Below are 19,516 nucleotides of genomic sequence, written 5' to 3'. Positions count from 1 at the left end.
TGCGCCCTGCCCCCGCGAGGCAGGAAGGCTCCTACTCCTGCGAGTCGGCCTCGGCGTCGCCGGTCGTGCGGTTCTCCGCCAGGGAACTCCGGGCACTGCGCAGCCAGTCGGGCTGGTTCTCCAGCAGGGCCTTGATGTCGGCGGTCGTCAGCGGCTTGTCCATGTCGTTGGCCTTCAGCGCGGTGATGGTGATCCCGAGCTTGCGGGCCACCTCCGGGCGCGGGTGCGGGCCTTCGCGGCGCAAGTCCTGCAGCCACTCGGGCGGGTTGTTCTGCAGGGCCACGAACTCGTCGTGGCCGAGCGTGCCTTCCTGGAAAGCGGCCGGGGTCGCGGGGAGGTAGATGTTCAGCTTCTTCGCCGCGGTCTGGGGTTTCATCCGTTCACTCATACCTGCAGAGTCTAACCGGTCGGCCCGTGGGGGATACGATGGTCGCCATGCACTACCTGAAGGTCGTCTTCGCGCCCGGTGTCGTCCCCGGTAAATGGTTCGGCAGGTTCGACGGGAGGATTGAAGGCTGGAAGGTCGCCTCCGCCGCCGCCGACGACCCGCTCGCCCACGTCCGCAGCGGTGCCGCCGACATCGCCCTCGTCCGGTTGCCCGGCGAGTGGGAGGGTATGCCGGACAGCAACGTGGACGAGGCGGCGATGGACCGTCTCGGCCTGCACCGGGTCGTGCTCTACGAGGAGCAGCCGGGGGTCGCGGTGCCCAAGGAGCACGTGCTGGAGGCGGTGGGGGAGAACGAGGAGGTCACCGCGTCCGACATGGACGGGGAGATGGTGCTCTACCGCGGCGTGGACCCGGTGGCGGTGCGTGAGCACCTCGACGTGGTCGCCGCGAACGTCGGCGTGGTCGTCGCCCCGCGTCCGCTGCTGCGCGCGGTGAACCGGCGCGGTGTCGTCCACCGGCGCCTGGCGGGGCAGGCGCCGACCCGGATCGCACTGGTGTGGCTGCGTGAGCGCGATGACGAGGTCGTGCAGCAGTTCGTCGGAATCTGCCGTGGCAGGCGTTCCTCCAGCTCCCGGTAGTCTCCGGCTGGTTTCCCGGTGAGTTCACCCAGACTTCATCTCACAACCATGTGATCTACACGTGTGCTTCCTAGCCTCGGGGGCATGACCAGAGCCACCGTCACCACCTCAACCGCCCCCTCCGCCGCCCCGTCAGCAGCCACCTCCACCGCCTCCGGAACCCCGGGCGCGGTCCGCACGTACGTCGTCGACACCTCCGTCCTGCTCTCCGACCCGTGGGCACTGCTGAAGTTTGCCGAGCACCACGTGGTCCTGCCCATCGTGGTGGTCAGCGAGCTGGAGGCCAAGCGTCAGCACCCCGAACTCGGCTGGTTCGCCCGCCAGGCGCTCGGCCTGCTCGAGGACCTGCGCCGCACCAGCGGCCGGCTGGACCGTGCCATCGAGGTCACCCCGGACGGCGGGACGCTGCGCGTGGAGCTCAACCACGTCGACCAGTCCGTCCTGCCCGCCGGGCTGCGCGCCCGCCCGGACGACGGCGCGGACAACGACCGTCGCATCCTCGCCTCCGCACTGAACCTGCGCGCCGAGGGCTACACCGTCACCCTGGTCACGAAGGATGTCCCGCTGCGCGTGAAGGCCGGCGCGGTGGGGCTGGACGCCGACGAATACCGCGCGCAGGACGTCGTCCTCACCGGCTACGAGGGCATGGTGACCGCCGAGGTCAGCGCCGGTCTCATCGACGGGCTCTTCACCGACGGCGCGGTGGACGCCACCGGGGAGGTGGAGGACGCCGTGGACCTTCCGGTGCACTGCGGCGTCCAGCTGACCGCCGGCAGCCAGTCGGCGCTCGCGCGCGTGGCGTCCAACGGGGTGCTGCGCCAGGTCCCGCAGGACCGGGAGGCCTTCGGCCTGCGGGGACGCAGCGCCCGCCAGCGCGTGGCGCTGGACATCCTGCTCGACGAGGAGGTGGGCATTGTCTCGCTCGGCGGCTCCGCCGGCACGGGCAAGTCGGCGCTGGCGCTGTGCGCCGGGCTGGAGGCGGTGCTGGAACGCCAGTCGCACCGTCGGATCGTGGTCTTCCGCCCGCTGCACGCCGTCGGCGGCCAGGACCTCGGCTACCTGCCCGGCGACGGCGTCGAGAAGATGAACCCGTGGACACAGGCGGTGTACGACACGCTCGACGGGCTGGTCAGCGAGAACGTCCTCGACGAGATCGACGACCGCGGGCTGCTGGAGGTGCTGCCGCTGACGCACATCCGCGGGCGGAGCATCCACGACAGCTTCGTCATCGTCGACGAGGCGCAGTCGCTGGAACGCAACGTGCTGCTCACCGTGCTGTCCCGGCTGGGGCGCAACTCCCGGGTGGTGCTCACCCACGACGTGGCCCAGCGCGACAACCTGCGCGTGGGACGCCACGACGGTGTGCTCGCCGTGGTCGAGAAGCTCAAGGGCAACCCGCTGTTCGCGCACGTCACCCTGACCCGGTCCGAGCGTTCAGCCGTCGCGGAACTGGTCACCAGCCTGCTTGAAAAGGGCTGATGCGCTGCACGGCTGCGCCGAGGTCCCGGCACGTTTACAATGCCTTGCATGACATTCAAGATTCGTCCCATGCGGAGGGACGACTACGCCCAGGTGGCGCGCATCCAGCAGTCGGGCATGGACACCGGACACGCGACCTACGAGGGGGAGGCCCCCACCTGGGACGGTTTCACCGAGCACAAGATCGGTGACCTGATGTTCGTCGCCGACGAGGACGGGGACGTCCTGGGGTGGGTCTCGGCGGCCAAGGCGTCGCGCCGCGAGGTGTTCGCCGGGGTGGTGGAGGACTCGGTCTACATCGCGCCGGACGCCGCCGGCCGCGGGGTCGCCGGGGCGCTGCTTGACCACATGATCCAGGCGGCGACCGACGCCGGATACTGGGCGATGCACTCCATGGTGTTCCCGGAGAACCAGGGGTCGTTGAAGCTGCACCTCTCGCGTGGTTTCACCGAGATCGGCGTGGCACACACGATGGCCCGTATGAACTACGGGCCGATGGAGGGTCGCTGGCGCGACATCCTCCTGCTGGAGAAGATCCTCGAGGGAGGGCCCGCGTACCCGGAGTACCGGGAACGCGTGGGCGGTTAGTCGACGGTGTCCTTGAGCTTCTCCTGACGGGTGAAGATCAGGACGACGCCGGCGACGACCGCCAGGGGGATCAGCACGGTGAAGATCGGCACCAGTGCATCGTTGTAGCTGGTGATCACGGCCTCGTGCAGGGCGCCGGGCAGGTGGCTGACCATGTCCGGGGTGATGCTGTGCGAGCCGGAGTCCGAGAAGGAGTCGGCGTAGTTCGCCGCGTCCGGACCCATCTCCTGCATGGCCACCGGGACGCGGTCACCCATCAGCGACTGCAGGCGGGAGGTGAACACCGAACCGACGACGGCCGAACCGACGGACATGCCGATCTGGCGGAAGAAGTTGTTCGAGGCGGTGGCCGTGCCGACCATGCTGACCGGGAACGCGTTCTGCACGATCAGCACGAGGATCTGCATCGCGCAGCCCAGGCCGAAGCCGAAGACGAACAGGACCAGGCCCAGGTGCAGCAGGCTGTCGTGGGTCTCCAGACCGCCGAGCAGGAACAGGCCGACGGCGGTGACGAACATGCCGACCACCGGGTACCACTTGTAGTTGCCCGTGCGGCTGACGATGATGCCCACCACGATCGAGGTCGGCATCATGCCGAGGATCATCGGGATCATCATCAGGCCGGCCTTGGTCGGGGACATCCCGTGGACCATCTGGATGTAGGTCGGCATGTAGGACAGGGTGCCCAGCATGACCACGCCGATGACGAGGCCGGCGAGGGTGCACAGCACGAAGTTGCGGTTGGTGAACAGGGTCATCGGGATCAGCGGTTCATCCGCCCTGAGCTCGACGAAGACGAAGAGCACCGCGCAGACCACGGTGGCGATGATCAGGCCGATGATGGTGACCGAACCCCACTCGTAGTCCTTGCCGCCCCAGCTGAGGAAGAGGATCAGGCAGGTGGCGAAGCCGGCCATGAAGACCGTGCCCCACATGTCGAGCTTGGCGTGTCCGCTGCCGCGTGCCGGCAGGTGCATGGCGAAGACGGCGATCGCGATGGCGACCAGGGCCAGCGGAACGTTGAACCACAGTGCCCAGCGCCAGCCGGGACCGTCGGTGAAGAAACCGCCGAGCAACGGGCCCAGCACGGAGGACAGGCCGAAGACGGAGCCCATCAGGCCCATGTACTTGCCGCGCTGGCGGGCGGGGATGATGTCGGCGATGATCGCCTGGGACAGCACCATCATGCCGCCGCCGCCGAGGCCCTGGATGGCGCGGGCGACGATGATGATCCAGATGTTCTGGCCCAGTGCACCGACGACCGAGCCGATCAGGTACATGCTCAGGGCGAAGATGAACAGCGGCTTGCGGCCGATCTGGTCACCGAGCTTGCCGTAGATCGGCAGGCCGATGGTCTGGGCGAGCAGGAAGGCGGTGATCACCCAGCTCATCTGGTCCACGCCGCCGAGCTCGCCGACGACGGTCGGCAGGGCGGTGGCGAAGATGGTCTGGCCCAGGGAGACCAGCAGCATGCCGAGCATGAGGCTGGCGAAGACCAGGGGGATGTTGTTCTTCGAGGCGGTGGTGTCCTCTGGAGTCGTCGGCGACGACTCTACCTTCTCAACTGTGCTCATGGAGGATCTCTTCTCGTGCTTTCTTACGCAGTAGTCGTGCAGGGGGTGACGGTGGTGCCGGACGGAAGGTCAGTCCCAACCGGTGGTGTAGGCCGCCGACAGTTGGGTGAGGTTGCGTCCGGCGAAGGTGAGGATCTCGCGTCGGTCCTTCTCCGGCTGGTCGCGGTGGAACAGGCCGCCGGTGGCCAGGGTGGTGCGGACCAGGCCGGTGAGCAGCAGGGCCTCCTCGTGGACGGTGAGGTCCGGGAGGTGCCGACGCTGCGGGTAACGGGAGAGGTGGGCGTCGATCGCGGCCAGGATGTCCCCGGCGAGTTCGTCGAACCGGCGCATCCCCGCGACGGTCAGCAGCGGGGTCTCCTGGACGATCTGGCGTCGCCGTTCCCTGATCTTCATGCTGGTCCGCGGGTCCGTGGACAGGCGCGGCGAGGACTCGGGGTCGTCGTCCAGCGAACGTCCGATGAAGTCGAGGATGTCGCGGATGATGTTGGGGGAGTCGGTCGCGGCGAAGGCGTCCATCACCTCCGGCGGGATCGGGGGGACGCCGCGTCCTGCGGCGACCTGGTCCTTTGACTCGAAGTAGTTGAAGAAGGTCCGGCGGCTCACGTCGGCCTTCTCGCAGATCTCGTTGATGGTGACCTGGTCGAACCCGCGGGCGAGGATGAGTTCGGTGGCGCAGTCCTCGATGCGGAGCCGGGTCTCCCGGCGCTTTCGCTCGCGGAGGCCACACCCGTCGGCGCCCGTTGCGGATTCATTCCTTGTCTCAGTCACGAGACAGGTCTACACCCGGTGAAAACTTGCACGCAATGCAAAAATATCGTTAACCCCATTATGGGGGTAGTCAGCCCCGCGCGGTTTGCTGATGGTGACGCAGAATGAGATGAGCGTCACCCTCCCCGGAGCCTCCGCCGGCACGCACCCACACCGAGCTGCGCACCGTGGTCCCGTAGGCCCCCGTCGCCGTGGACCGCACCAGCACCGCGTCGTCCCCCAACGCCTCGGTCACCACGTCGGAGACCTCCAACCGGTCGAACCCGCGCAGCGGCGCCAGCGAGTCCAGGAACCCCGCACGGTCGAGAACCCGCCCGTCACGGTCGACGACGTGCAGGTCCGGGTGCAGCAGTGCCTCGGCGAATTCACGGTTGCCGCGCACCTCGTCGGTGTAGAGCGCCAGCTCCCGCGCGGCGGCGTCCTCTGCGTCCTGTGCGACGTGTGCGTCCTGCGCGGCGCCGGACGCACCGGGCGCGTCGGACGTCGCGGCGTCCTGCGCCGCTACGGCTGTCCCGTCGAGGCCGGGGCCGGTCTCGGGGGAGCGGCGTTGCGAGAAGGCGGTGGCGGCGGCGTTCGCCCGCTTGTCCGCCGCCTCGTTCATCGGGTGCCCGGCGTGCCCCTTCACCCACTCGAAGGCGACGTCCCTGCCCTGCATCGCCGCGTCGATCGCCTTCATCAGGTCGACGTTCTGCACCGGCTTGCCGTCGCGCTTCTTCCAGCCCTTGCGCTTCCATCCGGGCATCCACTTCGTCACCGAGTTGATCACGTACTGGGAGTCACACAGGATCAGCAGGTGCTGGCCCGCGGCGTCCGGGTGCGCGGCCGTGCTCTCCAGCAGGTCCAGGACGGCCTTGAGCTCGCCCATGTTGTTCGTGCCGTGCGGCCAGCCGCCGGCCTTCCAGGTGTCGTCGTCGATGTACCAGGCCCAGCCTGCGGGGCCGGGGTTTCCGAGGGCGGAGCCGTCAGCGGCTGCGGTGATCGTCATGCAAGGTATCGTCCCACACGCCACGGACATGGGAAGAGGGGCACCGCGACGGTGGTGTCGCGGTGCCCCTCTCTTCCCGTCGTCCCCTCACTGCGGGGACGGCTGGAGCTGTTAGTCGCGGTCGGTGTTCGCCATGGCGAGCACGTCGAGGCGCTTGTCCAGCTCCTCCTCCGACAGGGTCTCGGGCACGAAGCCCAGGTCGATCACGGTCTGGCGGATGGTCTTGCCCTGGGCCAGCGCGGTCTTGGCGACCTTTGCGGCGGCCTCGTAGCCGATCGCGGAGTTCAGCGGGGTCACGATGGACGGTGAGGACTCCGCCAGGGTGCGCATACGCTCGTTGTTCGGCTCGATGCCGTCGACCAGGCGCTCGGCGAACACCGTGGAGGTGTTGGCGAGCAGCTTGGCGGACTCCAGCACGTTGCGGGCCATCATCGGGATGAACACGTTGAGCTCGAAGTGGCCCTGTGCACCACCGAAGGTGATGGCGGCGTCGTTGCCGATGACCTGCGCGGCGACCTGGGTGGCGGTCTCGCACAGCACCGGGTTGACCTTGCCGGGCATGATCGAGGAACCCGGCTGCAGGTCGGGGAGGTGGATCTCACCGAAGCCGGTCAGCGGGCCGGAGCCCATCATGCGGATGTCGTTGGCGATCTTGTTCAGCGAGACGGCCACGGTGCGCATCGCACCGGAGAACTCCACGAGCGCGTCGCGGGCGGCCTGTGCCTCGAAGTGGTTCTCCGCCTCGGTCAGCTCCTCGACACCGGTGAGCTTCTTGAGCTCCTCGGTGACCTTCGCGCCGAAGTCGGCGGAGGTGTTCAGGCCGGTACCGGTGGCGGTGCCGCCGATGGCCAGCTCGCCGAGACGCGGCAGGGTGGCCTCGATGCGCTGGATGCCCAGCTCGATCTGACGGGCGTAGCCGCCGAACTCCTGGCCCAGGGTCACCGGGACGGCGTCCATGAGGTGGGTGCGGCCGGACTTCACGTCGTTCTTCCACTCGGTGGCCTTCGCCGCGAGGGAGGAGTGCAGGGTCTTCAGTGCCGGGATCAGGCTGGTGACGGCCGCCTCGGTCGCCGCGACGTGCGTGGCGGTGGGGAAGGTGTCGTTCGACGACTGGCCCATGTTCACGTCGTCGTTCGGGTGGATGTCCACCCCGTCCTGCTTGGCCAGCGAGGCGATGACCTCGTTGGTGTTCATGTTCGACGAGGTGCCCGAACCGGTCTGGAAGACGTCGATCGGGAACTCGTCGTTGTAGGTGCCCTCGGCGATGGCCTTGCCGGCGGCGATGATGGCGTCCGCCTTGGTGCCGTCCAACGCGCCGGAGTCCTTGTTGACCTGGGCGCAGGCTGCCTTCAGCAGGCCCATGGCACGGATCTGCGCGGCCTCCAGGGGCCGGTCGGAGATCGGGAAGTTCTCCACGGCACGCTGGGTCTGTGCACGCCACAGGGCCTTGGCCGGGACCTTGACCTCACCCATGGTGTCGTGCTCGATGCGGAATTCCTGCTCACTCATAATGAACTGTCGTGTCCTTCCTGATTATTGTGACGACTGACATATAAGGGTACCCGCAGGCGTTCCGGACGGTGTGCCTGCGGGGGTGGGGGAGGATCAGATGTAGTCCTGGACCGAGTAGTCCTTGAGCTTCTGCAGTTGGTGGGTGGCCTCGATGCTGCGGATCGTGCCGGAACGCTCGCGCATCACCAGCGAGCGGGTGGTCGCGCCGCCGGCGCGGTAGCTGACGCCGCGCAGCATGTCGCCGTTGGTCACGCCGGTGGCGACGAAGTAGCAGTTGTCGGAGGACACCAGGTCATTGGTGCCCAGGACGGTGTCGAGCGACAGACCGGCGTCGATCGCCTTCTGCCGCTCGGTGTCGTCGGTGGGGGCCAGCACGCCCTGGATCTCGCCGCCCATGCACTTCATCGCGCAGGCGGTGATGATGCCCTCCGGGGTGCCGCCGGTGCCCATCATCAGGTCGACCGCGTGGCTCTCGCCGGCGGCGGCCACGGCACCGGCCACGTCGCCGTCTCCGATGAGCCGCACCTTCGCGCCCGCCGCGCGGATCTCCGCGATCAGGTCGTGGTGACGGGGACGGTCCAGCACCACGACGGTGACGTCCGAGGGGTGAACGCCCTTGGCCTTGGCGACGGCGTTGATGTTGTGGGCGGCGGGTGCCTGGATGTCGATGCTGCCGGCGGCCTCGGGGCCCACGGCGATCTTCTTCATGTAGAACACGGCGGACGGGTCGTACATCGACCCGCGCTCGGCGGCGGCGAGCACGGAGATGGCGTTGGGGCGTCCCTCGGCCATCAGCGTGGTGCCGTCCACCGGGTCCACGGCGATGTCGACGGCCGGGCCCTCGCCTGTGCCGACGGACTCACCGTTGAACAGCATCGGCGCCTCGTCCTTCTCGCCCTCGCCGATGATCACGGTGCCGTTCATCTGCACGGTGTTGATCATCCTGCGCATGGCGTCCACGGCGGCACCGTCGCCGGACTCCTTCTTCCCTCGGCCGACCCACTTGCCGGACGCCAGGGCCGCCGCCTCGGTAACACGCACCAGCTCCATGGCCAGGTTGCGGTCCGGGGAGGAGGCGGGGAGGGCCTCGGGCGGGGTGGGGACGGAGTCGGATCCGGAAGTCATGGAAGACCAGCTTTCTGCTATCGGGCGTCGGGGGTGCCCCCCATTGTTCCACGAGCCACCCTCCGGCGCGTGCTGCGGTCGTGCAGAGGGTGACGGTTAGGGCCCCCGGGGTACCTGTCTGCAATAATCGGTGGCGTGAAACTCGAGAAACCGCGCACGTTCACCTCCACCCGTGACCTGCTGATATCGCTGGGCGTGTTGGGTGTGGTCATGGCGTTCTCCGTCGGCTTCACCGGTCTGTGCAGCTACAACCCCGGTCCGGCGGAGACGACGGGGCCGGTCAACGAGGTCGACATCGACGCGATCCTCGGCTCGGAGGCCCGCAGCCTGAACTTCCCGGTGCGCAACCCGGACGTGCCGGACGACTGGCAGGCGAACTCCGGTCGCCGCACCACGATCGACCGGGAACCGTCCTCCATCGCCGGCTGGGTCATCGACGAGCGCTACTACATCGGCCTGACCCAGACCTCCGTGGATCTGGAGGACGCGGTCGCCGACGTGGACGACGAGTACCGCGAGGAGACCGACTCGCGCGAGAGCTCCGCCTCCGGCGTCACGGCCGAGACCGCCGGGGACACCGTCACCTGGCACATCTTCACCGGTGACGACGCCCGCACGGTGTGGGCCGCGGACCTGGGGGACTCCACCGTGATGCTGTCGGGCACCGCCACCGGCGAGATCTACGAGACGCTGGCCGACAAGGTCGTGACCACGGACCCGATCGTCACCGGTTAGGACTGGTCGCCGTCATCCTCCCCGTCGGGGCGGCGGTTCTGCAGTGCGGCCTCCACCCGCTCCGAGGCACCGTCGAGGTAGCGCTCGCAGTAGGCGGCGAGTTCCTCGCCGCGCTCCCAGTACTTCAGGGACTCGTCCAGGCTCATCTGGCCTAGCTCGAGGATCTTGACGACCTCCACCAGCTCGTCGCGGGCCTGCTCGTAGCTCAGTTCGTCCAGCGGACGGAAGGTCTGGGTGTTCTCGGTGTCACTCATCGCTCGGGGTCTCCTTGTTTTCGGGGGAGTCGGTTGATTCTGTCGTATCTGGTTTCTCAGGTGCCGGCTTCTCGGGCGCGGTCTCGGAGTGCTGCACGGCCATCGCCGCGGCGGTGACCGATCCGTCCAGGACGCGGATGCGCAGCTGGGACCCCGGGGTCACGTCGTCCACGGTGGTCACCACCTGCGGCGGGGTGTGGTCGCGGGGGAGGACCTGCACCACCGAGTAGCCACGCCGCAACGTCTGCGACGGTCCCAATGCATTGACCTGGGCCTTCAGCGAGACCACCTGGGAGCGCATGTCGCGGATCGTGATCCCCAGTGCGCGGTCGTTGCGCTCGCGGGCCTCGGTGACCAGTTCCTGCTGACGGCGGATCGGCAGCAGTGGGTCGGCCAGGACCGGACGCGAGCGCACCGTCGCCAGGCCCCGCTGCTCATTGGCCACCCAGGAGCGCAGGGCACCGGCGGCGCGGTCACGAAGCTCGGAGACGAGCCGTAGCTCGGCCGCCACGTCCGGCACGACCCGCTTGGCGGCATCGGTGGGCGTTGCCGCCCGCAGGTCGGCGACGTTGTCGAGGATCGGGTTGTCCGGTTCGTGCCCGATGGCGCTGACCACCGGTGTGGTCATCCGGCTGACTTGGCGCACCAGCGCCTCCTCTGAGAACGGCAGCAGGTCCTCCACAGAGCCGCCGCCGCGCGCGACGATGACGACGTCCACCCGTGGGTCGTCCTCCAGCTGCTGCAGGGCGGCGATGACCTGCGGTACCGCCTGCGGGCCCTGCACCGCGGTGTTGATCACCTCGGTCTGCACCGAGGGCCAGCGGTCGTGCGCGACCGCCAGGACGTCGCGCTCGGCGGCCGAACCGCGCCCCGTGATCAGTCCGACCCGCCCCGGGAGGAACGGCAGGGGACGCTTCAACCGCGGGTCGAACAGCCCCTCGGCGTCCATCGCCCGCTTGAGCTGCTCCATCCTGGCCAGCAGCTCGCCCACACCCACGTGCTGGATCCGCGAGACCCACAGGGAGAACGAGCCACGCCCGGAGTAGAACGCCGGCTTGCCGTAGACCACCACGCGGTCGCCGTTCTTCAGCGGCGTCGGCATGGAACGCAGCATCGAGGTGGAACAGGTCAACGGGACCGACTGCTCCATCTCCACGTCACGCAGGGTGATGTAGGACAGCTTCCATGACGGCTTCATGTTGACCTGGGTGATCTGCCCCTCCACCCAGAGGTGGCCGAGACGTTCGATCCACCCCTTCACCTTGTCGTTGACGACATGGACCGGCCACGGCGCCTCCGCGGAGGTCGGGGACGGTGGGGAACCGGTCGCTGCGGTCGGCGAGGCGGACGAGGCATCTGACATGGCTCTGATTGTAGAGGTCCGATAGCATGGGGGACATGACTGAGGCTTCACCTGTGGATAACTTCACCACAACTGCCCCGACGACCACCATCGACCGTGAGGAACGCGACACCCCGGCCCGCTCCGCCAGGCGCGTCCTGCTCGCGGCGCCGCGCGGCTACTGCGCCGGTGTCGACCGCGCCGTGGAGACCGTGGAGAAGGCCCTCGAGAAGCACGGTGCCCCGCTGTACGTCCGCAAGGAGATCGTGCACAACAAGCACGTCGTGAAGACCCTGGAGGAGCAGGGCGTGATCTTCGTGGACAAGACCATGGACGTGCCCGAGGGCGCCAACGTCGTCTTCTCCGCCCACGGCGTCTCGCCGAAGGTGCACGAGGACGCCAAGCTGCTCAAGCTCAAGACCTTCGACGCGACCTGCCCGCTGGTCACCAAGGTGCACAACGAGGTCAAGCGCTTCGCCAAGCAGGGCTACCAGATCATCCTCATCGGCCACCACGGTCACGAGGAGGTCGAGGGTACCGCGGGCGAGGCCCCGGACGTGGTGCACCTGGTCGACGGCAAGGAGGACGTCGACGCCCTCGAGTTCCCCGAGGACCAGAAGCTGATCTGGCTGTCGCAGACCACGCTGAGCGTGGACGAGACGATGCGCACGGTGAAGTTCCTGCACGAGAAGTTCCCCCAGCTGGAGACCCCGCCAAGCGACGACATCTGCTACGCCACCCAGAACCGCCAGGTCGCGGTCAAGGCGATCGCGCCGAAGGTCGAGTTGATGATCGTCGTCGGTTCCCAGAACTCGTCAAACTCGGTGCGGCTCGTCGAGGTCGCGCTCCAGCACGGCACGAAGGAATCCCACCTGGTCGACTATGCCGAGCAGGTCGACCCCGCCTGGTTCGAGGGCGTGACCTCCGTGGGCGTGACCTCCGGCGCCTCGGTGCCGGAGCTGCTCGTACGCGGTGTGCTGGAGCTCCTCGCCGAGCACGGCTTCAACAGCATCGAAGAGGTCACCACCGCCACCGAGGACCTGGTGTTCTCCCTGCCGCGCGAACTGCGCCCGGCACGCAACGCCAGCTGACCTCAGCGGCAACGACGAAGGGGCCGACCCGGGAATCTTCTCCCGGGTCGGCCCCTTCGTCGTGCGGTGTCGGTCGTGCGCCGCTCACTCCATGTCGAGGGGACGGTCCTGGCTCCTCGAACGGCGACGACGGCTCGCCTCGCGCAGTTCGGCGGCGGTGCGGGTGCGGGTCTCCGGCTGCTCCTGCCCGTCCGGGGCGGGGGAGTCCTGCGTGCCGCGGGACGCTTCGTCGCGCTGCGACGGGTAGCGCGGGTAGTCGCCGCGGGGACGCTCGCTGTACCGGCGTGAGGACGCCGCGCGCGGTTCGGAGCGATCGGTACGCTCTGGGCGCTCAGAACGCTCCAGACGTTCGGGACGCTCCGGACGCTCGGCCCGGTAGGACGCCCGGTCACCCGACGGCCGGTCCTTGTCGCGGTAGCGGGCGTTGAGGCGCTGGTTGCTCTCCTCCGCGTCCGTCATCTGCCGGCGACGTGAGCGGTCCCGTCGGTGCTGGGCCTTGAGCACGGCGGCGTCGATGCGGTGACGGGCGACCGCGATGACGACACAGATCACGAAGGCGACGGCCAGCCAGAGGAACTTCTCGATCGCCGGGTACGCGGCGGTGATCAGGGTCGTCTTGAAACTCGATCCCGCGGTTCCGGAGCCGGCGCTGATTAGCCCGACGCCGGTGATCCCGAAGAACCAGTAGACCGGCAGCAGCACGACCGTGAGGAAGAGGCCGCGCAGCTCCACCAGCGCGGTGCACACGGCCGCGGCCACGGTGAAGAGCACGACATAGGACGTGCCCACCCCGCTGAGGACGACCCCGGTGAGGATGACAGCCGCCATCACCAGCAGGGGAGCCCATACCGGGATCAGGCCCCGGCGGTTCAGCGGGGCGGGCTCGTCAGTGGTCTCAGAAGTCACGGCGGCTGATGTTACCCGATGGTCAGGACGGCTACGAGGTGGAGTCGTCACTCGGCTTGTCGTCCTTCTGGTTCTTGTCGGTCTCGTCGGTCTCGTCGGTCTTGTCGTCGGTCTTGTCGTCGGTCTTGTCGTCGGTCTTGTCATCGGGCAGGAGGGGGGCGAGGAACCGGCTGAAGGCCTTGGGCTCACCGGACTCGTCACTCTTGAGAGACTTGCGCCAGTCCTGCCAGCGCTGCGCGGCCTGTTCTCGCTGGGCGCCGGTCTGCTGGCCGGCCGAGGTGGCGAAATTGATGTCGGCGGAATGCTTCTCGCCGGTGGCCAGGTCGGTGAGGTCGCCGATGTAGCGCAGGACCTCGGTGATCATCGCTGCCACGGGCACGGCCAGGAAGGCACCGATGATGCCGAACATGCCGCTACCGATGATCACGGACAGCAGGACGATGACCGCGTGCATCTTCATGGCCTTGGACTGCAGCACCGGCTGCAGCACGTTGCCCTCGAGTTGCTGGACGAGGAGTACGACACCCAACACGATGAGCGCGGTGGTGAAACCGTTGGCGACCAGGGCAATCAGAACTGCCAGTGCACCGGCGGTGAAAGCACCGACGATCGGGATGAAGCCACCGAAGAAGGTGATGATCGCCAGGGGCCCGGCGAGCGGGACGTTGAGGATCACGAGGCCCAGGCCGATGAAGAAGGCGTCGATGAAGCTCACGATCGCCTGCGTGCGGATGAAGCCGCCCAGGGTGTTCCAGCAGCGGGTCAGCACCTCGGTGAGGTGCCAGCCGACACGGCGACCGGCGATGCGCCGGACCATCGGCAGGAACTTCTCGCCGTCCTTCAGGAAGAAGAAGATCAGGACCAGCATCACGAACAGAGTGATTGCCGCCGAGGTGACGGCGGACACGCCGGTGATTGCGGTCTGGGTGATCTGGGCGGTCTGGTCCTGCACCCAGCTCGTGGCCTGGTCGATCATGTTGTCGATCTGGTCGCTCTGCAGGTTCAGCGGCGGGCCGGCGACCCAGTTCTGGATCTGTTCAATGCCTTCGGCACCGCGGTTCACCAGGTCGGGGATCTGCTTCGAGACGCTCGGCAGGATGGCGGCGATGATACCGCCGAACACCGCGAAGAACAGGATCAGTGTTGTCAGAACGGCTAGTGCGTTGGGGAAGTGCCACTTGCGGAAGAGGCTGACCACCGGCCAGAGCACGGTACATACGATGATGGCGAGGATCGCCGGGAGAATGCCCGCCCATAGACTGGACAGGACGTAGAAGAGGACCCACAGGGCCGCGGCGGTGACGAGGAAACGCAGGCTCCATCCCGCCGTCCAGCGTGCGGAGGTGCCGATGACCTCGGCGCGGTCACGGATCTCCTTGCCGGGGGTGCCGTCATCATCGGACTGCAGGGCCTCGGCGTTGTCGTCGGGCTCCTGCATCGCCGGGTCGCCTTCCAGGAAAATGGACTCCTCGGAGGCCTCCTTCGGGCTGCGCACCGCCGCCGGCTCCTCGCCGGGAAGCGGGAGTGACGACTCCGGGTCCATGCGGCCTGACCCCATGAGGATGTCCGCGAAGTCCCGGCCGTCGACCACGTCGCGCGGGTCCGGGTTGGTCGGACTGCTCGGTCCGTCGGGCTTCTTGCTTCCCGAGGCCCCGTTGGTGTTGTTCGAATCGCTGCTCACCCCACCCATTGTGCACGATGGTGGGGTGTACGTCACCGGGTAGCCCGGGGACTCACCCCGCGGGGTGGGACGTGGAGTGGAAGATCAGGTCCTCGTCCGTCGTTCCGGGCGCGGTCCCGAGCTCACCGGACTCCTCGTCGGAGTGGTCGCGCAGGTTGATCGTGGCGATGAATAGGCCTCCCCAGAGGAAGACCATGAACAGGGCCATCATGACGATCGCTGTGGTGCTCATCGGTTCGCTCCTTGCGTTGCGGACGAGGCGGCGGGGCTCGGGTTACTGTCAGCACCGTCGGCTGCGTCGGCCAGGGGGTTGGACACTCCGCGGGCACGGCCGCCCGGCGGGACACCGAAGTCGGAGCCCGGCGTGCCGTCGAGGACCATCGAGCGACGCGTGAACGGGATGAGGTGCATGATGATCCCGGCCACCAGGACGACGATGATCACCAGCCAACCCCAGGTGAAGACCTGATTGTCCGCGTAGCCGCCGTAGCCCTCGTCCAGCAGGGTGGCGACCTCGCTGAGGAGGGTGAAGGTGAGGATCACGGAGGTCACGTACATCAGGAAGGTGCGCCAGGTGGCGCCGACCTTGAACGAGGACACGGCGTTGAGGTGCTGCTGCAGCTCGTTGATCCGCATCGTCATCACACCGACCACGATGATCGCGACCAGTGCGGCGAGCACGATGCCGACGTTGTTGGTGAACTTGTCCATGACGTCGAGGGTGACCAGTCCGCTCGTGGCGGAGAAGGCGAGGATCGACAGGACGGCCATCGGCACGCCGACCGACAGGGCGGCGGCACGGCGGGACATGTCGAACTTGTCACGCACGGCCGAGGAGACGACCTCCACGATCGAGATCAGGGAGGTGACGCCGGCGATGGCGAGGCTGGCGAAGAACAGGATGCCGAAGAGCTCGCCGGCGGGCATCTGGTTGATGATCGTCGGGAAGGCCTCGAAGGCCAGGCCGATGCCGGAGGTCGCGACCTCACTGACCGGGACGCCGGACGCCGCCGACATGAAGCCGAGTGCGGCAAACACGCCGATACCGGCCAGAACCTCGAAGGAGGAGTTCGCGAAGGCGGTGACCAGGCCGGTGCTCGTCAGGTTCGAGCGCGGCTTCAGGTAGGACGAGTAGGTGATCATGATGCCGAAGCCGATGGACAGCGAGAAGAAGATCTGTCCGTAGGCCGCGATCCACACCGAGGAGTCGGTCAGCGCATTCCAGTCCGGCGTGAACAGGGCGTCCAGGCCGGTGGAGGCACCGTCGAGGAACAGTGCACGCACGACCATGACGATGAAGAGCACCAGCAGCAGCGGGATGAAGATGATGTTGAGTCGTCCGATGCCCTTGCTCACGTCGAGCACGAGGGTGGCCAGGACGATGATCCACACGACGATCATCGTGATGAGGATCGGCATCACGAAGGTGCCGGAGAACACCGACTCGGTGTCGGCCTGCAGGAACTCCCCGGAGAAGTACTCGCCGGGGTTCTCGCCCCAGCCTTTGGTGAAGGACTTCATCGTGTAGAGCAGCGCCCACCCGACGATCGCGGCGTAGTAGACGGCGATGAAGAAGGAGATGCCGACCTGGGCCCAGCCCAGGATCTCGGCGCGCGGGTGGATACGGCGGAAGACCAGCGGTGCCGACCCACGGAACCGGTGGCCCAGCGCGAAGAACATCCACAGCAGCGGGATGCCCGCGGTGAGCAGGGCGATCATGTAGGGGACGAGGAAAGCTCCGCCGCCTGATTCGTAGGCGACGTAGGGGAATCGCCAGATGTTGCCGAGGCCGACGGCGGAACCGATGGCAGCGAACAGGAACAGGAGCCGCGAGTTGAACGTGTCGCGGGTGACCTTTCCGTCCTTGCCGTCTGATCCGACCTGCGGCCCGGCGGGAGCGTCTGCAGACATGTGCGTGAGCCTCCGGGGTCTCTTGTTGCGGCAGGGGAAGTGAAGAAATCGAATCTATCCTAGATTCCCACTGCTCTTCCAGGAAACGGACAGTTGGTGGAGAGCTTACGGCCCGGGCGGGTGTGCTGTCCTGCGCGGGGCCGGGTGGAGTGGCAGGGGCGAGGGGCGGGCTGACCGGTGGGGAGTCCACCGGATAGGATGGTCGCCGTGACCCTTACTCTCGGAATCGTCGGCCTGCCCAATGTCGGTAAGTCCACGCTGTTCAATGCCCTGACCCGCAACGACGTCCTCGCCGCGAACTACCCCTTCGCCACGATCGAGCCCAACGTCGGCCTCGTCGAACTGCCGGACCCGCGTCTGACCCGGCTCGCCGAGATCTACTCCTCCGAGCGCATCCTGCCGGCCACGGTGTCCTTCGTGGACATCGCCGGCATCGTCAAGGGCGCTTCCGAGGGCGAAGGGATGGGCAACGCCTTCCTGGCGAACATCCGTGAGGCCGACGCGATCTGCCAGGTCGTGCGTGCCTTCTCTAACGACGACGTTATCCACGTCGACGGCCGCGTCGACCCGGCCACGGACATCTCGGTCATCGAGACCGAGCTGATCCTCGCCGACCTGCAGACCGTGGAGAAGGCGGTGCCCCGCCTGGAGAAGGAGGGGCGCAAGGACCGCGACAAGGCCGAGCATGCCGAGGCCGCCAAGAAGGCCCAGACGATCCTGGAGGACGGCCGCACGCTGTACTCCGCCTCGGTCTCCGGTGAATTCGACCTCGCCGCGGTCCGCGAGCTGCACCTGATGACCGCCAAGCCCTTCCTCTACGTCTTCAACTCCGATGAGGCCGTGCTGACCGACGAGTCCCGGCAGCAGGAGCTGCGCGACCTCGTCGCGCCGGCGGACTGCGTGTTCCTGGACGCTGCCACCGAGGCGGAGCTGCTGGAGCTCGACGACGAGGAGGCCGCCGAGCTGCTGGCGTCCGTCGGGCAGGACGAGCCGGGTCTGGCGACGCTGGCCAAGGCTGGTTTCGCGACCCTGGGTCTGCAGACCTACCTCACGGCCGGCCCCAAGGAGACGCGCGCCTGGACGATCCCGCAGGGTGCGACCGCCCCGCAGGCCGCCGGTGTGATTCACACCGACTTCGAGCGTGGCTTCATCAAGGCCGAGATCGTCGGCTTCTCCGACCTGGACGAGTTCGGTTCCGTCGCCGAGGCCCGCAACCACGGCAAGGTCCGCCAGGAGGGCAAGGAGTACGTGATGCAGGACGGCGACGTCGTGGAGTTCCGGACGGGACTTACGTCTGGAAGTAAGAAATAGCCCGGACGCGCTACGGATGATGACGAAGGAGCCCTATCCGTGTCGAGACTGACGGAACTGCTGCGGCAGGTGCGCAAGGCGGACGCGCAACTTGGTACTGACCTGGAAGCCGAGGTCGCTGCGCTGACCAAGCGTCGCACCTTCGGGCTCGTCTTTGAGCAGCATCAGCCTGAGGCTGTCGAGCTGCCCGGCAGGGTCGTCCGTCGCGGCGACAAGGTGCGGGTGCTGCCTCCGCGAGGGGGGACAAAGGCAGGTGACCAACGGCTGTGGCGGACAACTCGGATCGAGTGCGTCGACGGGCAGCGTGTGGCTCATCTCGCGGAGCTCGACGTCGAAGAACCCGAGACTCGGGCAGTGCTTGCCGACGACGTGGTGGTCGTCGCGGAGTTCCGGGATCGCATCTACCCCGGCCTGGTGGAGACAGGCAGGGTTGAGCGGGGCGGCGACAAGCCGTTCCACACGGTCGTCAACGCTGAGAACTACCACGCGCTGGAGATGCTGACCTATACGCACCGGCATTCCATCGACGCCATCTACATCGACCCGCCGTACAACACCGGGGCGAGGGACTGGAAGTACGACAACGATTACGTCGCGAGTGATGACGACTATCGACACTCGAAATGGCTGGCGTTCATGGAGCGACGGTTGAAGATCTGTCGGGAGCTCATGCGTAGCGATGCTACTCTTGTGGCAACTATCGATGAGCATGAAGTAAACCGTTTGGGCGTGTTGCTAGATCAGCTCTTCCCGGAATCTACGCGGCAACTCGTCACAATTGTCAACAACCCTAAAGGCGTTACTCAGGGATATCTTTCGAGGGTCGAAGAGTATGCGTTCTTTGTATTTGGTCCTGACGCGCGAATCGGTTCGGTCGATGACGACCTTCTGACGCATCGAGACATGGCCGATGCTGAAGGGGAACTGCAGAGGCCTCGATGGAAGGGGCTCTTGCGGTCGGGCGACGACTCGCTTCGAGCTGACCGTAAAGATATGTTCTATCCGGTGTGGTTCGATGAGTCGACTGGGCGACTCAGCCACGCGGGCGAAGCATTGCCACTTGACGAAACTCCTGACTTCAGTCCGCAGGATGGCCTGACGCCGATCTGGCCTATTAGGCGGGACATGAAGGAGGGGCCTACCCGGGCAGCGCCACGCCGTTCGATCCTTGACTACGCGCTACACCCTCATCTGTGAAGAGCCACCAAACCTGGGACGGTTCAAGCGG

19 protein-coding genes are annotated in these 19,516 nt (G+C 67.2%); 7 read left to right on the top strand and 12 right to left on the bottom strand.

Annotation, left to right across the window (positions count from 1 at the left end):
* Positions 1 to 31 precede the first annotated feature (31 nt).
* On the bottom strand, positions 32 to 376 hold the full coding sequence (locus ACT3TD_RS13710) for a DUF5997 family protein (protein ID WP_301443349.1): 345 nt from the start codon (positions 374 to 376) through the stop codon (positions 32 to 34).
* 59 nt (positions 377 to 435) lie between these two features.
* Here ACT3TD_RS13710 and ACT3TD_RS13705 point away from each other — a divergent pair, with 59 nt between their 5' ends.
* The 3 genes from ACT3TD_RS13705 to ACT3TD_RS13695 all read left to right on the top strand — a co-directional run bounded on the left by ACT3TD_RS13705 (position 436) and on the right by ACT3TD_RS13695 (position 3,093).
* On the top strand, positions 436 to 1,026 hold the full coding sequence (locus ACT3TD_RS13705; protein WP_444615169.1) for a hypothetical protein: 591 nt from the start codon (positions 436 to 438) through the stop codon (positions 1,024 to 1,026).
* An 84-nt stretch (positions 1,027 to 1,110) separates the two neighbouring features.
* The gene (locus ACT3TD_RS13700) at positions 1,111 to 2,505 is read left to right on the top strand and encodes a PhoH family protein (protein ID WP_444615168.1); all 1,395 of its coding nucleotides are present in this window, start codon (positions 1,111 to 1,113) and stop codon (positions 2,503 to 2,505) included.
* Between the two features lie 48 nt (positions 2,506 to 2,553).
* A complete protein-coding gene (locus tag ACT3TD_RS13695) occupies positions 2,554 to 3,093 on the top strand; it encodes a GNAT family N-acetyltransferase (RefSeq protein WP_441579664.1) in 540 nt (179 codons plus the stop codon).
* Here the strand turns inward: ACT3TD_RS13695 and ACT3TD_RS13690 are convergent.
* From ACT3TD_RS13690 to glpX, 5 genes are all read right to left on the bottom strand, one after another.
* The gene (locus ACT3TD_RS13690) at positions 3,090 to 4,667 is read right to left on the bottom strand and encodes an MDR family MFS transporter (protein ID WP_441579665.1); all 1,578 of its coding nucleotides are present in this window, start codon (positions 4,665 to 4,667) and stop codon (positions 3,090 to 3,092) included. The two genes, ACT3TD_RS13695 and ACT3TD_RS13690, sit on opposite strands and share 4 nt — an antisense overlap.
* Before the next feature lie 69 nt (positions 4,668 to 4,736).
* Positions 4,737 to 5,435: a TetR/AcrR family transcriptional regulator gene (locus ACT3TD_RS13685; RefSeq protein ID WP_444615167.1), complete on the bottom strand. Its 699-nt coding sequence runs from the start codon at positions 5,433 to 5,435 to the stop codon at positions 4,737 to 4,739.
* 70 nt (positions 5,436 to 5,505) lie between these two features.
* The gene (locus ACT3TD_RS13680; protein WP_441579666.1) at positions 5,506 to 6,420 is read right to left on the bottom strand and encodes an RNase H family protein; all 915 of its coding nucleotides are present in this window, start codon (positions 6,418 to 6,420) and stop codon (positions 5,506 to 5,508) included.
* 111 nt (positions 6,421 to 6,531) lie between these two features.
* The gene (locus ACT3TD_RS13675) at positions 6,532 to 7,929 is read right to left on the bottom strand and encodes a class II fumarate hydratase (protein WP_441579667.1); all 1,398 of its coding nucleotides are present in this window, start codon (positions 7,927 to 7,929) and stop codon (positions 6,532 to 6,534) included.
* 96 nt (positions 7,930 to 8,025) lie between these two features.
* Positions 8,026 to 9,057 carry a class II fructose-bisphosphatase gene (gene glpX / locus ACT3TD_RS13670; protein WP_441579668.1) on the bottom strand — a complete coding sequence of 344 codons (1,032 nt, stop codon included), beginning with the start codon at positions 9,055 to 9,057 and terminating at the stop codon, positions 8,026 to 8,028.
* Positions 9,058 to 9,192: 135 nt separating this feature from the next.
* On the opposite strand from glpX, the gene ACT3TD_RS13665 reads away from it, so the two are divergent.
* Complete coding sequence (locus tag ACT3TD_RS13665; protein ID WP_441579669.1) at positions 9,193 to 9,792, top strand: DUF4245 domain-containing protein; 600 nt, start codon at positions 9,193 to 9,195, stop codon at positions 9,790 to 9,792.
* On the opposite strand, the gene ACT3TD_RS13660 is transcribed toward ACT3TD_RS13665, so the two are convergent.
* Positions 9,789 to 10,046, bottom strand: coding sequence for an exodeoxyribonuclease VII small subunit (locus tag ACT3TD_RS13660; RefSeq protein WP_301444008.1), 258 nt, complete (start codon positions 10,044 to 10,046; stop codon positions 9,789 to 9,791). The genes ACT3TD_RS13665 and ACT3TD_RS13660 overlap by 4 nt on opposite strands.
* The gene (gene xseA / locus ACT3TD_RS13655) at positions 10,039 to 11,409 is read right to left on the bottom strand and encodes an exodeoxyribonuclease VII large subunit (RefSeq protein WP_444615166.1); all 1,371 of its coding nucleotides are present in this window, start codon (positions 11,407 to 11,409) and stop codon (positions 10,039 to 10,041) included. The genes ACT3TD_RS13660 and xseA overlap by 8 nt, the downstream gene beginning before the upstream one ends.
* Before the next feature lie 35 nt (positions 11,410 to 11,444).
* On the opposite strand from xseA, the gene ACT3TD_RS13650 reads away from it, so the two are divergent.
* Complete coding sequence (locus ACT3TD_RS13650; RefSeq protein WP_444615164.1) at positions 11,445 to 12,479, top strand: 4-hydroxy-3-methylbut-2-enyl diphosphate reductase; 1,035 nt, start codon at positions 11,445 to 11,447, stop codon at positions 12,477 to 12,479.
* A gap of 84 nt (positions 12,480 to 12,563) precedes the next feature.
* Here ACT3TD_RS13650 and ACT3TD_RS13645 read toward each other — a convergent pair whose 3' ends face one another.
* Genes ACT3TD_RS13645 through ACT3TD_RS13630 form a run of 4 tightly spaced genes read right to left on the bottom strand, consistent with a single transcriptional unit; the run spans position 12,564 to position 16,977 of the window.
* Entirely contained in the window at positions 12,564 to 13,385 is an 822-nt protein-coding gene (locus tag ACT3TD_RS13645; protein ID WP_444615163.1) for a DUF6542 domain-containing protein, read from the bottom strand.
* Positions 13,386 to 13,416: 31 nt separating this feature from the next.
* Positions 13,417 to 15,075: an AI-2E family transporter gene (locus ACT3TD_RS13640; RefSeq protein WP_444638025.1), complete on the bottom strand. Its 1,659-nt coding sequence runs from the start codon at positions 15,073 to 15,075 to the stop codon at positions 13,417 to 13,419.
* A gap of 43 nt (positions 15,076 to 15,118) precedes the next feature.
* Positions 15,119 to 15,298: a methionine/alanine import NSS transporter subunit MetS gene (gene metS / locus ACT3TD_RS13635; RefSeq protein WP_441579936.1), complete on the bottom strand. Its 180-nt coding sequence runs from the start codon at positions 15,296 to 15,298 to the stop codon at positions 15,119 to 15,121.
* Complete coding sequence (locus ACT3TD_RS13630) at positions 15,295 to 16,977, bottom strand: sodium-dependent transporter (RefSeq protein WP_444615161.1); 1,683 nt, start codon at positions 16,975 to 16,977, stop codon at positions 15,295 to 15,297. The genes metS and ACT3TD_RS13630 overlap by 4 nt, the downstream gene beginning before the upstream one ends.
* A gap of 207 nt (positions 16,978 to 17,184) precedes the next feature.
* Between ACT3TD_RS13630 and ychF the strand changes: the two genes are divergently transcribed.
* Both ychF and ACT3TD_RS13620 read left to right on the top strand, forming a co-directional pair.
* Complete coding sequence (gene ychF / locus ACT3TD_RS13625) at positions 17,185 to 18,288, top strand: redox-regulated ATPase YchF (protein ID WP_444615160.1); 1,104 nt, start codon at positions 17,185 to 17,187, stop codon at positions 18,286 to 18,288.
* Positions 18,289 to 18,327: 39 nt separating this feature from the next.
* Positions 18,328 to 19,485, top strand: coding sequence for a DNA methyltransferase (locus ACT3TD_RS13620; protein ID WP_011013961.1), 1,158 nt, complete (start codon positions 18,328 to 18,330; stop codon positions 19,483 to 19,485).
* Positions 19,486 to 19,516: the final 31 nt, after the last annotated feature.

Source organism: Corynebacterium sp. AOP36-E1-14, assembly GCF_052377495.1.
GTDB lineage: Bacteria > Actinomycetota > Actinomycetes > Mycobacteriales > Mycobacteriaceae > Corynebacterium.
The sequence above is the reverse complement of the archived record's forward strand: the minus strand, read 5'-3'. Positions and strand labels throughout refer to the sequence as shown.

Bases quoted from the DNA above. Each gene is read 5' to 3' on its own strand.
- ACT3TD_RS13710 (WP_301443349.1), bottom strand. From the start codon at position 376: ATGAAACCCCAGACCGCGGCGAAGAAGCTGAACATCTACCTCCCCGCG.
- ACT3TD_RS13705 (WP_444615169.1), top strand. From the start codon at position 436: ATGCACTACCTGAAGGTCGTCTTCGCGCCCGGTGTCGTCCCCGGTAAA.
- ACT3TD_RS13700 (WP_444615168.1), top strand. From the start codon at position 1,111: ATGACCAGAGCCACCGTCACCACCTCAACCGCCCCCTCCGCCGCCCCG.
- ACT3TD_RS13695 (WP_441579664.1), top strand. From the start codon at position 2,554: ATGACATTCAAGATTCGTCCCATGCGGAGGGACGACTACGCCCAGGTG.
- ACT3TD_RS13690 (WP_441579665.1), bottom strand. From the start codon at position 4,667: ATGAGCACAGTTGAGAAGGTAGAGTCGTCGCCGACGACTCCAGAGGAC.
- ACT3TD_RS13680 (WP_441579666.1), bottom strand. From the start codon at position 6,420: ATGACGATCACCGCAGCCGCTGACGGCTCCGCCCTCGGAAACCCCGGC.
- ACT3TD_RS13675 (WP_441579667.1), bottom strand. From the start codon at position 7,929: ATGAGTGAGCAGGAATTCCGCATCGAGCACGACACCATGGGTGAGGTC.
- glpX (WP_441579668.1), bottom strand. From the start codon at position 9,057: ATGACTTCCGGATCCGACTCCGTCCCCACCCCGCCCGAGGCCCTCCCC.
- ACT3TD_RS13660 (WP_301444008.1), bottom strand. From the start codon at position 10,046: ATGAGTGACACCGAGAACACCCAGACCTTCCGTCCGCTGGACGAACTG.
- xseA (WP_444615166.1), bottom strand. From the start codon at position 11,409: ATGTCAGATGCCTCGTCCGCCTCGCCGACCGCAGCGACCGGTTCCCCA.
- ACT3TD_RS13650 (WP_444615164.1), top strand. From the start codon at position 11,445: ATGACTGAGGCTTCACCTGTGGATAACTTCACCACAACTGCCCCGACG.
- ACT3TD_RS13640 (WP_444638025.1), bottom strand. From the start codon at position 15,075: ATGGGTGGGGTGAGCAGCGATTCGAACAACACCAACGGGGCCTCGGGA.
- metS (WP_441579936.1), bottom strand. From the start codon at position 15,298: ATGAGCACCACAGCGATCGTCATGATGGCCCTGTTCATGGTCTTCCTC.
- ACT3TD_RS13630 (WP_444615161.1), bottom strand. From the start codon at position 16,977: ATGTCTGCAGACGCTCCCGCCGGGCCGCAGGTCGGATCAGACGGCAAG.